This is a genomic window from Devosia sp. T2-14, from assembly GCF_055397495.1.
The window spans coordinates 2,356,396-2,369,007 of sequence record NZ_AP027921.1 but is presented as its reverse complement, the minus strand read 5'-3'; the positions used below and the strand labels follow the sequence as shown (position 1 = coordinate 2,369,007).

Annotated in this window: 11 protein-coding genes; all 11 read right to left on the bottom strand. The window is 62.9% G+C overall.

Annotation, left to right across the window (positions count from 1 at the left end):
- Positions 1 to 6: 6 nt before the first annotated feature.
- The gene (locus tag ACZ5WT_RS11670) at positions 7 to 2,442 is read right to left on the bottom strand and encodes an EAL domain-containing protein (protein WP_464283962.1); all 2,436 of its coding nucleotides are present in this window, start codon (positions 2,440 to 2,442) and stop codon (positions 7 to 9) included.
- A 77-nt stretch (positions 2,443 to 2,519) separates the two neighbouring features.
- Positions 2,520 to 4,244: an ABC transporter ATP-binding protein gene (locus ACZ5WT_RS11665; protein ID WP_464283961.1), complete on the bottom strand. Its 1,725-nt coding sequence runs from the start codon at positions 4,242 to 4,244 to the stop codon at positions 2,520 to 2,522.
- 33 nt (positions 4,245 to 4,277) lie between these two features.
- Complete coding sequence (locus tag ACZ5WT_RS11660) at positions 4,278 to 4,589, bottom strand: hypothetical protein (RefSeq protein ID WP_464283960.1); 312 nt, start codon at positions 4,587 to 4,589, stop codon at positions 4,278 to 4,280.
- A gap of 114 nt (positions 4,590 to 4,703) precedes the next feature.
- Positions 4,704 to 5,447, bottom strand: coding sequence for a glucosamine-6-phosphate deaminase (nagB, locus tag ACZ5WT_RS11655; protein ID WP_464283959.1), 744 nt, complete (start codon positions 5,445 to 5,447; stop codon positions 4,704 to 4,706).
- Positions 5,448 to 5,449: 2 nt separating this feature from the next.
- The gene (locus ACZ5WT_RS11650) at positions 5,450 to 6,565 is read right to left on the bottom strand and encodes an ROK family transcriptional regulator (protein WP_464283958.1); all 1,116 of its coding nucleotides are present in this window, start codon (positions 6,563 to 6,565) and stop codon (positions 5,450 to 5,452) included.
- Positions 6,566 to 6,766: 201 nt separating this feature from the next.
- Positions 6,767 to 8,104 carry a phosphonate ABC transporter, permease protein PhnE gene (gene phnE, locus ACZ5WT_RS11645; RefSeq protein ID WP_464283957.1) on the bottom strand — a complete coding sequence of 446 codons (1,338 nt, stop codon included), beginning with the start codon at positions 8,102 to 8,104 and terminating at the stop codon, positions 6,767 to 6,769.
- On the bottom strand, positions 8,104 to 9,075 hold the full coding sequence (gene phnE / locus ACZ5WT_RS11640; protein ID WP_464283956.1) for a phosphonate ABC transporter, permease protein PhnE: 972 nt from the start codon (positions 9,073 to 9,075) through the stop codon (positions 8,104 to 8,106). Before phnE (ACZ5WT_RS11640) ends, phnE (ACZ5WT_RS11645) begins: the two co-directional genes overlap by 1 nt.
- Positions 9,076 to 9,176: 101 nt before the next feature.
- Positions 9,177 to 10,085, bottom strand: a complete 909-nt coding sequence (gene phnD, locus ACZ5WT_RS11635) for a phosphonate ABC transporter substrate-binding protein (RefSeq protein ID WP_464283955.1) — start codon at positions 10,083 to 10,085, stop codon at positions 9,177 to 9,179.
- Between the two features lie 65 nt (positions 10,086 to 10,150).
- Positions 10,151 to 10,969, bottom strand: a complete 819-nt coding sequence (phnC, locus tag ACZ5WT_RS11630; RefSeq protein WP_464283954.1) for a phosphonate ABC transporter ATP-binding protein — start codon at positions 10,967 to 10,969, stop codon at positions 10,151 to 10,153.
- Positions 10,970 to 11,192: 223 nt separating this feature from the next.
- The gene (locus tag ACZ5WT_RS11625; protein ID WP_464283953.1) at positions 11,193 to 11,807 is read right to left on the bottom strand and encodes a DapH/DapD/GlmU-related protein; all 615 of its coding nucleotides are present in this window, start codon (positions 11,805 to 11,807) and stop codon (positions 11,193 to 11,195) included.
- Positions 11,804 to 12,508 (bottom strand): phosphonate C-P lyase system protein PhnL, encoded by a 705-nt coding sequence (gene phnL, locus ACZ5WT_RS11620; RefSeq protein WP_464287197.1) that lies wholly within the window; start codon positions 12,506 to 12,508, stop codon positions 11,804 to 11,806. Before phnL ends, ACZ5WT_RS11625 begins: the two co-directional genes overlap by 4 nt.
- Between the last annotated feature and the right edge of the window lie 104 nt (positions 12,509 to 12,612).

The following is a 12,612-nucleotide window of genomic DNA, read 5'->3' as shown; positions in this document are numbered from 1 at the left end:
ACGCGCTCAGGCGCGTCGCGCGGTTCTCACTAGGTCGCTCCAGTCGATGGTGCCGGGCCGTCCGAGCAGGAAGCCCTGAGCCTCGTTGCAGCCTTCGGTGCGCAACACTTCCAGCTGCTCCAGCGTTTCCACGCCCTCGGCCAGAACCGGCACATGCAGGCTCCGCCCCAGTGCGAGAATGGCGCGGACGATGGCTTTCGACTGCTCGTTATCCTCGACTTCGGCAATGAACGAGCGGTCGAGCTTGATCTTGTCGAAGGGGAAGCTGCGGAGCGTATCGAGCGAGGAATAGCCCGTCCCGAAGTCATCGATGGCGACCGACACACCCATGGCCTTGATCTGGCGCAGAATGTGCAGCGCACGCTGCTTATCGGCGATGATCGAGGTTTCGGTGACTTCCAGTTCCAGCCGCGAGGGGGACAGGCCCGACTGCAGCAGCGCATCCTGCACCGTCTCGATCAGCTCAAGCTGGCCGAGCTGGACGCCCGAAATATTGACCGCGATCTTGTGCGGCTCCGGCCAGGACGCTGCATCGTGGCAGGCCATTCGAAGCACCCAGCTGCCGATCGGGGTGATGGCGCCGCATTCCTCGGCGATCGGGATAAAGTCGGCGGGGGAAACCAACCCGTAGCCCGGGCGGTCCCAGCGCAACAGCACTTCGTAACCTGTCACCAGGTTGGTCGAGACCGACTTCTGCACCTGATAGACCAGATGGAAGGCATTCTGTTCCAACGCGGTCCAGATGTCCTTGGTCATGGAGCGGCGCTCGCGCGCGTGCTCGTCCATTTCGTGCTCGTAGTAGCAGATGCGCTGGTCGAACTCGGACTTGGCGCGGTACATGGCGAGGTCGGCATTGCTGAGCAGCTTGGAGCGCTCATCACCGTCTTCGGGGTAGATGGCGACGCCGATGCTGCCACCCGTGGCCAGCGTGGCCCCTTCCACGGGAACCTGGGTGTAGAGGGCGGCTTCCAGGCGATTGAGGAAATCGCGCAGGGTTTCCATGGAGGTAAAGCTCTTCAGCGCGGCAAACTCGTCGCCGCCCAGTCGAGCCACGACCTCGCCATCCTTAAGGCACTCGGACAGGCGCTTAGCGAGGGTCTTCAGAACCGTGTCGCCGGCAGCATGGCCGAAGCTGTCATTGACTTCCTTGAACCGGTCGAGGTCCATCGCGACAACGGCCAGATAGCCATCGCCTTCTGCCGCCTCGGCCAGCGCGACATCGAAGCGCTCTTCAAACATCGCGCGGTTCGGCAGGCCGGTCAGTCCGTCATGGCGCGCGAGGTGCGCGATGGCCGCCGCTGAGCGCTGGCGTTCGGAAATATCATCGACCGTGGACACCCACGAACCGTCGCCCACCGGGCTGTGTGCAACGCACAGCGTCCGGTCATTGGGGAAGCTGTGCACGATCTCGCCGCCATTGGCGATAAGCGGCAGGTGATCGGCAACAATCTGGTCGGTTAGCGAGTCGATCTGGTCCGGCACACTGCCGGTGCCGATGATGGTCAGCCGGCAAATGTCGCGGAAGGTCATCCCGGTCAGGTCACGCCCTTCCTCAAGGCCCAGCAGCTGCAATAGCCGCGCATTGTGCAGGCGCAGATAGCCATCGGCATCGTAGAGGCTCAGCCCCTGGGCCATGTGGGTCATCGCCAGCTCGAGCTGGCGGGTGGCGCGGCTAAGCTGCTGCGCATCATGCAGCTGCCGTTCACGCTCGCGCGCGGTGCGGCGGCGATCGGCCTCGTCGAGCACGGCGCAACCCAGAGCAGCACCCAGAATGAGCAGCGAGATGAAGGCCAGCAGGATGGCCATCCAGCCGCCGTTGATTTCACCATCGACAACGACAGGGAAACACTGCGACAGGTCGATCGCGCCCATGGCGGTGAAATGCAGGCCACAGATGGCGAGGGTCAACAGACCCATGCCTCCGAGCATGCGGCGCTTGCCCTGCCCCAGCGCGACAACGAAGGACAGCCCGCCGAGCACAACACCAGCCAGAACCGAGGCGGCAACCATGGTCGAGTTCCAGGACGGCTCACCGCCAATGACCAGGGCAGCGATACCCGTATAGTGCATCGAGGAGATGGCTACGCCGACGACTGCACCGCCCAGGAAATGGTCGCGCTTGCCTTTGCCGTGGATCGCCATGGTGATGCCTGCGCCGCACAGGAGAATGGCGATCGCCAGCGAAGCGGCGGTGTATCCGAAATGATAGCTCAGCGCGAAGCCTGGCTTGTAGGCCAGCATAGCGACAAAGTGCGTGGCCCAGATGCCGAAACCAACCGACAGCGCCGCCACGCCATTCCAGACCATCCACATTCGCCCTTTGGCGCGGCTGGCATGGCGAAGAAGGCCCACGCACGCATAGGAGGAAATCAGGCAGATGCCGGCGGCCAGGGCGACGAGCAGTGGATCGTGGCGCTGCAAGAAGAAATCTATAATAGGCAAGTAAGTGCGCCCCGTAAGACCGAGGCGCTCTTATACGAACTGCCAATTAATCAGCAGTTACGTGAAAGCCATTACTTCTATCCAGCGAGGTAGCCGAACTGGGCCCTGTGCAGCACCGCATAGGCGCCGCCCGCCTCAAGCAGCGCCTCATGCCGTCCCTGCTCAACAATGCCGGTTTCGTCGATCACGACGATACGGTCGGCATGCTGAATGGTTGCAAGGCGATGGGCGATAACCAGGGTGGTCCGCCCTTCGGAAAGCTCGCTCAGCGACCGCTGGATGGCCACTTCGGTCGCCGTATCAAGCGCCGACGTTGCCTCATCAAGGATCAGGATGGGCGGGTTCTTGAGGAAGATGCGAGCAATGGCCACGCGCTGCTTCTGCCCGCCCGATAGCTTGACGCCCCGCTCGCCGACGACGGTGTCCAGCCCATCGGGCAGACGCGCAATCACCTTGTCGAAGCGAGCGCGCCGGGCCGCTTCCATGATGGCTTCGTCGCTCGCACCGAGCTGACCATAGGCGATGTTCTCGCGAATGGTGCCGCCAAACAGGAACACATCCTGCTGCACGATGCCGATCTGGCTGCGCAGGGAAGCCTGGGTCATGTCGCGGATGTCGATGCCATCGATGGAGATCGACCCGGCGCTCAGCTCATAGAACCGCGGCAACAGCGAGCACAGCGTGGTCTTGCCAGCGCCAGAGGGGCCGACAATGGCCACTGTTTCTCCGGCATTGATGGCGAGGCTCACACCATTGAGTACGCTACGGCCATCCTCATAGGAGAAGTGGATATCGTTGAAGACGATATCGCCCTTCAGGTGATCGACCACCTTTGCGCCGGGCCGGTCGGCGATATCGGGCTCGGTGTCGATCAGGTTGGTGAAGCGGCGGAAACCGGCAATGCCCTTGGGATAGCTCTCAAGAACGCCGGTGATCTTGTCGACCGGGCGCATGAAGACGTTGACCAGCAGAAGGAAGCTGACAAAGCCGCCATTGGTCAGTTCGCCCTGCACCACCAGCCAGGCGCCCACCAGCATAACTACCAGCTGCACAAGGCGCGTGCTGAGATAGGTGATGGTGATGCTGGCCGTCATGTAGGCGTAAGCCTGCAGCTTGGTCTTGCGGTAGGCATTGTTATTGCCCGCAAAGAGCTTGGCCTCATGCGGCTCGTTGGCGAAGGCCTTGACCACGCGGATGCCCCCGATCGAATCCTCGATGCGGGTGTTGAAGTCGCCCACCTGGCGGAACAGCGTGCGCCAGTTCTGCGTCATCTTCGCGCCGTAGCGGCTGACCAGCCAGGTCATCACCGGCACGATCAGCGTGGTGATCAGGGCCAGCTGCCAATTGACGGTGAACATCAGCGCAAAGGCGCCGAAGAAGGTCATTATGGCCAGGAACACGTCCTCGGGCCCGTGGTGGGCCACTTCGCCGACATCCTCCAGATCCTTGGTCACGTGGGTGATCAGGTGACCGGTCTTGTTGTTGTCAAAGAAGCTGAAGCTGAGCTTTTGCAGGTGATCGAACACCTGCCGCCGCATGTCGGTCTCGATGCCAATGCCCAGCATGTGGCCGAAGTAATTGACCACGCCCATCAGCACCGCGTTGAACACGTAGATCGCGAGCAGCATGGCCCCGGCGATCAGGATGAAGCCGAATTCCGAACGCGGCAGCAGCTGATCGATGAAATAGGAGACCGCCATCGGGAAGGCGAGTTCGAGAAGGCCGGCAATGATGGCGCAGCCGAAATCGAGCACGAACAGGCCCTTGTAGGGGGCGTAATAGGAGAAAAAACGCTTGATCATGAAAAGGCACTAACAGGGGTTTGAGGCGTGTGGTCAGGCGTGACCGGCAGGCATGATGGAGAGCAGATCGAAAGCGTCGCCGCCATCGTCTCGCGCGGCATGGGCGACAATAGCCTGCTCCAGCGCCAGCACATCAAGCACTTCGTGCGGGCGCCACCCGCATGGGCAACCATCGGGATCGAGATGGGCATCGGCCACTTCACGATAGATCGTGCCCAGCGCCGCGGCCATGACTTCCAGCACCTCCAGCGGAGATGCCTGAGTGGAGGCCAGCGCGCCGGAATAGGACGCCATCAAGGCCGCCCGAATGGCGGCATAGCTCGCATCGCGATTGGTAGCCGGCATGGCGAACCCCTCCAGAACGATGCCGCGACATCGCATATAAAGTGGAGTAGTTCAATCATATTAAGTTGAAAGGGTGGCCATAGCTCCGAAACTCGGGGCTATGGCCGGACTAGATCAGGCATCCACTGCCAGAGCAGCCGCAGCCGCCGGGTCACAGATCACCGTGACGTGGTTGTGCAGCTGCAGGAAGGAGGCCGGGCAATCGACGTCAACCGGACCTTCGAAGGCGCGCTGGAGGGCTTCTGCCTTGGCGGGACCGGTGGCCAGCAGCACGATGCGGCGGGCGCTCAGAATAGTAGCGATGCCCATGGTCACGGCAGCTTCGGGCACTTCCTCGCCAGCCGGGAAATCGGGCGCGTTGGCGACGCGCGTCGACTGATCGAGGGCCACCTTGCGGGTGCGGCTGTTCTGCGGCGAGCCGGGTTCGTTAAAGCCGATATGGCCGTTGCGGCCCACGCCGAGCAGCTGCAGCTCGATGCCGCCTGCGTCAACAATCGCCTGCTCAAAGGCTGCCGCGCTGGCTTCGGTGCCGGCGGAGTCCGGCAGGTGCCAGCTGGTTGGCGCGAAATCGACATGGTCGAACAGATGCGTGCGCATGTAGCTGGCAAAGCTCGCCGGGTGGCTGGCCGGCAGGTCGCAATATTCGTCCAGATTGAAGCTGGTATTGCCAGCGAAGCTCACCTTGCCGGCGCGGAAATCCTTCACCAGCTGGGCATAGACGGCAATCATCGAGCGGCCGGTGGCAAGCCCGAGCGCGGCCTTTGGATGGGCGTTCACCGTGTCGACGACCATCTGCGCGACGCGCAGTTCGGCGGCGTGGGGAGTATCGAGGACGATGAGTTCGAAGTTCTTGGACATAGTCATACCTTGGCAATGCTAGCGGGGTCGGTGGTCAACAGGTTCTGGCGCAGCAGGTCCTGGCTCTGGCTGATGGTGCCGAGCAGGCCTGCGCTGCGACCGAGCGTGCTGACCACGCATTCGGGTGGATTGGGGATGCACAGGGGCATAAAGCGGCTGATCCGTTGCAACAGATCAGCCCGGGCGCCGATGCTGCCGCCCAGCACGATGCGCTGGGGATCAAGCACGGCGGAAACGGCAAGAATGGCGACAGCCAGGGTACGCGCGACTTCATCAAGGGTCGCGGCGGCGATGGCGTCGCCCTGCTCTATCGCGTCGAGGATGTCGCGAACGGTCAGGCCCGCGGCGCCTCCGGCGGCCTGGTAGCGCTGGCGAATGGCGATGCTGCCGACACTGGTTTCAAGCACACCGGCGTGGAAATTGCGGCTGTCATAGGGGTCGGCGCCAATCGGCAGGGTCGAGATCTCACCCGCGGCACCATTGGCGCCCGACAGGATCCGTCCCTCGTTGATGATGCCCATGCCGATGCCGGTGCCGAGGGCGACGAAAACGAAACACGCGATGTCGCGCCCCTCGCCCCGCCACATCTCGCCCTTGGCTGCCATATTGACGTCGTTGTCGACGCGGATCGGGAAGCCGAGGCGCTGTTCCAGCTCGTCGGCAATGGCAAAGCCTTCCATGCCGGCGATATTGGGCACCATGAACATGCGGCGCGTCCGCGGATTGAAGGCCCCGGCAATGCCGACGGCGCCAGCCGCGATCCGGCTCATCGGCTGGTTCACCTGTGCCGCAAGCGTCTGGCAGGCGTCGCACAGCTGCGCCGTCACCGCATCGGGGCCGTCCTGGCTTGTGGGCACCTCAAGTTCGGCGAGGATCTGGCCGTTGATATCGGCTAGTGCGGCATGGATCTTGCTGCCGCCAACGTCGGCGCCAAAAAGCAGCGCCCGCATTGGCCTGAGCTGATACATGGCCGCGCTGCGCCCGACACTGCCCTTGGTGTGCCCGGCAACTTCGAGCCAACCATCGTCCTCAAGCTCGCGGAACACTTCCGACATGGTCTGCTTGGACAGGCCCGACACCCGCGCCAGATCGGCACGCGACACCTGGCCATCGTTCATGGCCGTGCTGATCACGGTCCAGAACGTGTGCTGGCGGGTCGAAAATGGGTGTGGCGCGTCGATTTCAGGCAGCTCACGATTAGTTCTACAGGTTGACCAATCGCCCGTTCAAGCCGTCAGGTCAAGGGCGACAGCCCAAACTGAGACCGGCAATTCCGTAAAATCCGCTGAAATTGGTTCGACGCACTGCCAAATACGATCCTACCCCGCTTTTGGCCCGATCAGGCGGCTGCGGATGGCGTTGGACATGGCGTCGAAGATGAAGATCACGAGCAGGATCAGCAGCACCATGTAGGCGACTTTGTCCCAATCGGAGTTGGTGCCCATGGCTTCGAGCAGTTTAAGGCCGATGCCACCTGCACCCACCGCGCCGATCACCGTGGCCGAGCGCGTGTTGCTCTCCCAGAAGTAGAGCGATTGCGAGACGAAGACCGGCAAAACCTGCGGAACCACGCCGAAGCGATTGACCGCCATTGGGCTCGCGCCGACGGACTTCATACCCTCACGCTGCTTGTCGTCGACATTCTCCAGCGCCTCGGCATAGACCTTGCCGAGGGCGCCCGTGTCGGTGAAGAAGATCGCCGCGATGCCGGGGATCGGGCCGGGGCCAAAGCCGCGGGTGAAAAACAGCGCCCAGATCAGCATGTCGATCGAGCGGATGAAGTCGAAGAACCGCTTCATGACCCAGTTGGCGGGACGGTTGAGCGTGATGTTGCGCGCCGCGATGAAGGCCAGTGGGAACGCGACGAGAGTTGCGAACAGCGTACCGACGAAAGCCATGACAAGGGTCTGCATCAGCTTGGCGAGGATATCGCCGTGCTGCCAGGCGCGGTTGCCCAGCCATTCATCAAGCACCAGCTGCGCATTGGACTTGTCGGGGTTCACCCGGTCGCCGCTGAAAACCAGGCCGATGGTCGAGAACAGGTCGTTCCCCCACAGCGGCGAGCGCGGATCGTAGAGGAAATTGGCCCAGCCTAGGAACCGGCGCTGCACGTAGACCTGGTTGCTGCGGATCTCGGCCTGACCGGCAAAGCCGAAGTCCACCAGAACCTTCTGACGGTCCTGCACGATGGCGCTTGGCACGCCTTCGGGGGCCAAGGCCGCGTCGGGGGTGATGGCGACCACATAGGTCCGTCCGTCAACCTGAACCGCCACTTCGGTGGTCGAAATCTCAAGGCGATCGTCGGCGCCAAAGGTTGCGGTCATGCTACCGTCGGCATTCGGCGTCAGCCAATCAATCGTGGCGCCCTCGGGATATTGCCCGCGGCTGGACCACTGCGCGGTGACCACGCCATCGTCGCCGAAGCGCAGGCGCGGCTGCGCGCGCCAGGAGAACCAGTCCTGCAGGTAGATCGCGGCGCGATCCCATTTACCATTCTGCAGAGCCGGCCCGACATTGAAGAAGAACCAGGCAAAAACCAGGTAGAGCACGGTGACGGCAAGGCCGGCCACCAGACCCCAGCGCTTGAAGAAGCTTTGGTGAAACACTTCGGGGTATTTGGTTTCCAGACGTTTGCGCTCGGCAATGGAAATGCTCATCACGCCGCTCCCCGGCCCAGTTCGAAGGATTGATTGCCCACCAGGCGGCGGCGAAGCCAGCCGGAGAACTGGTCGATGGCGATAATGGTCACCAACAGCAGAATGATGATCGCATAGGTCTTGGCGGCATGGTCGCGGCCGATGGACAGGCGAAACACTTCGCCAATGCCACCGCCGCCCACCGCGCCGATAATGGTCGAGGCGCGCACGTTGATCTCAAGCCGCAACAGGGCGTAGCTGACGAAGTTGGGCATCACTTGCGGCACGATGGCGAAGCGCACGCGCTCGAGCCAGGTCGCCCCCACCGAGCGCAGCCCTTCCTCGGGCTTCATGTCGGCATTCTCGACCACTTCGAAGAACAGTTTGCCCAAGGCGCCGATCGTATGCAGCGACACGGCCGCAATGGCGGCGATCGGGCCGATGGAGAGCACCGCCGTCAGAAGACCTGCGATGACGATTTCGGGGAAGGCGCGCATCACTTCCATGACGCGGCGCACAAACCAGCGCACGGCGCCCGCGCCGACCAGATTGGTGGCTGCGAAGAAGCACAGCACGAAAGCCAGAGAGCCACCGATGATCGTGGAGACGATGGCGATATTGACCGTAATTACAAGCTGATAGACGAAATGCGGAATATAGAAGCTGCCGCCGATATAGTGCCGGTCAGAGGTGTAATCGAACTTCTGCGAGCCATCGTAATAGGGTGACTCCAGATCGAACATCGCGCGGAAGATCTCCAGCGGATCGTTCGGAACGAAGTTCTTGAGGAAGTCGAACATGTAGGGGAGGCGTTCAAAGAACTTCCCCGAATTGGCGGCATTGGCATAGTTCATGGCCAGCACCAGCGCGACCAGCACGCCCAGAACGATCAGGATGCTATAGACCCGCCGGATCAACACCTGACTGCGATAGTGCTGCAGCAGTGTCGCCGAAGCGGGCGACAAGTCTGGCGTGTGGGAGATGTCGGCCATGGGCAACGTCTTTCCGAACTCTCGGTATCACCCCTGCCGTGAGCCGGGATGACACCGGGGGAAGTTGCGGTGGTTCGTGGCCACCGCAACCGCTGGGTTGATTAACCGCCGATCACCGACTTACGGGCGTCGATGATGGTCTGGTAGAAGGCCTGGTTGGCCGGGACGAAATCGACATAGCCACCAGCGGTGAAGCTGTCGAAGCACTCGAAATCAGCGGCTGGCAGGCCGACGAAGAAGTCGGTGACCTTCTGTTTCATTTCGGCGCTGAGCTTGTTGGAGACCATCAGCGGGCCGTTCGGGATCAGCGGCGACTGCCAGACCTCGACCAGGTCGTCCATGTCGAGCAGGCCCTTGTCGACCATGATGCGCAGGTTGCCCGAGGTGTAGCCCTCGGAGAATTCGCCAGCGCCCGAACCGAAGGTGGTGCCAACATCCCAGGTGCCATCAAGCACGCCCAGGACGAGGTTCTCGTGGCCGCCGCCAAAGCCGGTTTCGCCGTAGAATTCAGCGATCGGCGCGCCGATATCGGTCGGCAGCGAAACGTTGGGAACGAGGTAGCCCGAGGTGGAGTCCGGATCAGCAAAACCCAGCTTCTTGCCCTTGGTGCTGGCCAGATCGGTGATGCCGCTATCAGCGCGCGCGACCATGATCGAGTGGTAGCCGGTCGAGCCGTCCTGCTGCTTGGTGGTCAGAACCGGGTCAACGGCTTCCGGGTCGGCAAGGTAGATCGAGGCATAGGACGAAGCGCCCATGATGGCGATGTCGATGGTGCCGCCCAGCAGGCCCTGGATGACGCCGTTATAGTCCGGCGAGGGGAAGAACTGGACTTCGGACACGCCGGTCGCGGCCTTCAGCGGCTCGGCGACGCATTCGGAGCGGCGGATCTGGTCGGATTCATTCTCGCCACCATCCAGGCCGATGCGCAGAACGGTGACGTCCTGGGCGAAGGCAACGGTCGACATCGAAAGGGCCACGGAGGCCAGCAGGAGCTTACGGATCGCGAACATGGAGAACTTCCTTTTGAGACGCGGGTTGTGTCGGCATGCCGGGCGTGGCCGGCAGCGCAACGCGGTTATTGCGCCGGGGTAGCGGCTGCAGATTTGAGGGTGAGCGGGGCGATCGAGGTCGAGGTCATTGCCTCGGAGAAGGCTTCCTTGAGCCCGTCGGCGCCGTAGATGGTGCGGGCCACATCGGTGGTCAGCTCGTCGGGAGTGCCGTCGAACACCACCTTGCCGGCAGCCATGCCGACGATGCGGGTGCAATAAGCGCGCGCCGTATCGAGCGTGTGCAGATTGGTGATGACGGTGATGCCCTCGGCATTGATGTCGCGCAGGCTGTCCATGACGATCTGCGCATTGCGCGGATCAAGGCTGGCGATCGGCTCGTCGGCGAGGATGACTTTGGGGCCCTGCATCAGGGCACGGGCGATGGCCACGCGCTGCTGCTGGCCGCCCGAAAGGGTCTGCGCCCACTGCAGGGCGGTCGGGGCGATATCGAGGCGCTCAAGGGCCTTGAGCGCCTCCAACTGCTCGGTGGGCGAGAATACCTGTATCAGGTTGAGCACCGGATTGCGGCCATTGAGACGGCCGAGCATCACGTTGGTGATCACATCGAGCCGGGGCACCAGGTTGAACTGCTGGAAGATCATCGCGCAGTCGCGCTGCCAGTTGCGCAGGGCGGCGCCGCGCAGCTCGGAGGTGCGGACACCCTCGTATTCGATATAGCCGGACGAGACGTCGGCCAACCGGTTGATCATGCGCAGCAGGGTCGACTTGCCGGCGCCCGAGCGCCCGATGATCCCGACCATCTGGCCTTGCGGGATTTCCAGATTGACGTCGCTGACAGCGAGCTTGTCGCCGAAGCGTCGCGAAACATTGGAGATCTTCAGCATCCGGCGCCCTCGCCTATTGAACTGGGCGCAGACCTAGGGGGACGACATAACGCCCGCGTGTAGGTTCAATGACGATTGCATGACGATGCACAGAGGGGGATGCGGGCCGAGCGCCTAAAAACAAAAAGCCCCCGGATCAGGTCCGGGGGCTCCAGGGGCCACAGTGGCACACCTCATGGTTCGAGGCTCGCGAAAGGCTCGCACCACGAGGGCGTGGCAGGGCCTAGCCGTCATACTTCTCCAGAAACGCCTCGATCCCCAAGGTCCGGAAATCCGGCAGGGCCTGGTGCAACCGGTCGTGGCTCCAGTCCCACCATTTCATCGCATCCAGCCGCCCGGCGACATCGTCGGAAAACCGCTGCTTAATCGTCCGCGCCGGGACGCCCACCGCAATGGCGAAATCCGCCACGTCCTTGGTCACCACCGCATTGGAGCCGATGATGGCGCCGCTGCCGATGGTCACGCCCGGCATCACCACCGCCCCATGCCCGATCCAGGTATCGTGGCCGATTTTGATCCCCTGCCCGGCGCGCCAGTCAAAGAACTCCTGGTCGTCCTCTTCGCCGTCGAAATACCAGGCCGAGCGATAGGTGAAGTGATGGAGCGAGGCGCGCTCCATCGGGTGCATGCTGGCATAGATGCGCACATGGCTGGCGATATTGGCGAATTTGCCGATGTCGGCATAGGCGATCTGGGTGTTCTCGACGCAGTAGGAATAGTCCCCAAGCGTCGAGCGCGACACCGTGCTGCCCGCGCCCACCTCGGTAAACCGGCCCAGGGTGGAGCCGGTCACGTTGGCCGTGGGGTGGATATATGGCTTCTCGCCAAGCCGGGTCATGCCGCCACCCGGGGGGCAAAACTGGTCACGTCGACGATCCGATCGGCCACGGCGTTGCGCACGTCCTCGTCGTGGAAAATGCCCAGCAACGCTACGCCGGCCGCCTTCTTCTCGCCGATCATCGCCACCACCACCGCGCGGTTGGTCGCGTCGAGCGAGGCCGTCGGCTCATCGAGCAGCAGCACGGGGTGATCGGTGATGAAGCCGCGCGCAATGTTGACGCGCTGCTGCTCGCCGCCCGAGAACGTCGCCGGCGGCAGGCTCCACAGGCGTTCCGGCAGGTTAAGCCGTGCCAGCAGATCGCGCGCCCGCTGCTGGGCTTCGGTCTTGTCAACGCCACGGATCACCAGCGGTTCGGCGACCACATCGAGTGCCGAAACGCGCGGAACGGTGCGCAGGAACTGGCTGACATAGCCGATCGTGTCGCGGCGCAGCGTCAGCACAGTGCGCGGCGCGGCCGTGGCCAAGTCGGTCGCCACCCCGTGGTGGTTGAGCACGATAGCCCCGGCATCGACGCCGTAATTACCGTAGACCATCTTGAGGATCGAGCTCTTGCCCGCCCCCGATGGCCCGCCCAGCACGACACATTCGCCGGGCTGGACGTCGAAATTCACATTCTCCACCACCGGCAACACCACGCCGTCGCGCAGATGCATGGTGAAGGTCTTGGCGAGGTTTTGGACTGATAGGGCGGTCATGATTGGACTCCATGCGAGCGAAAGAGACCCCCACCCTTGATCCCTCCCCACAAGGGGGAGGGAGACGATGGGGCAACGTTCCGTGGCACAATCTCGTCATCGCGCCG

Coding starts and splice junctions, on each gene's coding strand:
- phnC (WP_464283954.1), bottom strand. CDS start 10,969: ATGCTGAAGATCTCCAATGTTTCGCGACGCTTCGGCGACAAGCTCGCT.
- ACZ5WT_RS11625 (WP_464283953.1), bottom strand. CDS start 11,807: ATGACCCGGCTTGGCGAGAAGCCATATATCCACCCCACGGCCAACGTG.
- ACZ5WT_RS11660 (WP_464283960.1), bottom strand. CDS start 4,589: ATGCCGGCTACCAATCGCGATGCGAGCTATGCCGCCATTCGGGCGGCC.
- phnE (WP_464283957.1), bottom strand. CDS start 8,104: ATGAGCATTTCCATTGCCGAGCGCAAACGTCTGGAAACCAAATACCCC.
- phnE (WP_464283956.1), bottom strand. CDS start 9,075: ATGGCCGACATCTCCCACACGCCAGACTTGTCGCCCGCTTCGGCGACA.
- phnD (WP_464283955.1), bottom strand. CDS start 10,085: ATGTTCGCGATCCGTAAGCTCCTGCTGGCCTCCGTGGCCCTTTCGATG.
- ACZ5WT_RS11665 (WP_464283961.1), bottom strand. CDS start 4,244: ATGATCAAGCGTTTTTTCTCCTATTACGCCCCCTACAAGGGCCTGTTC.
- nagB (WP_464283959.1), bottom strand. CDS start 5,447: ATGTCCAAGAACTTCGAACTCATCGTCCTCGATACTCCCCACGCCGCC.
- ACZ5WT_RS11650 (WP_464283958.1), bottom strand. CDS start 6,565: ATGAACGATGGCCAGGTGTCGCGTGCCGATCTGGCGCGGGTGTCGGGC.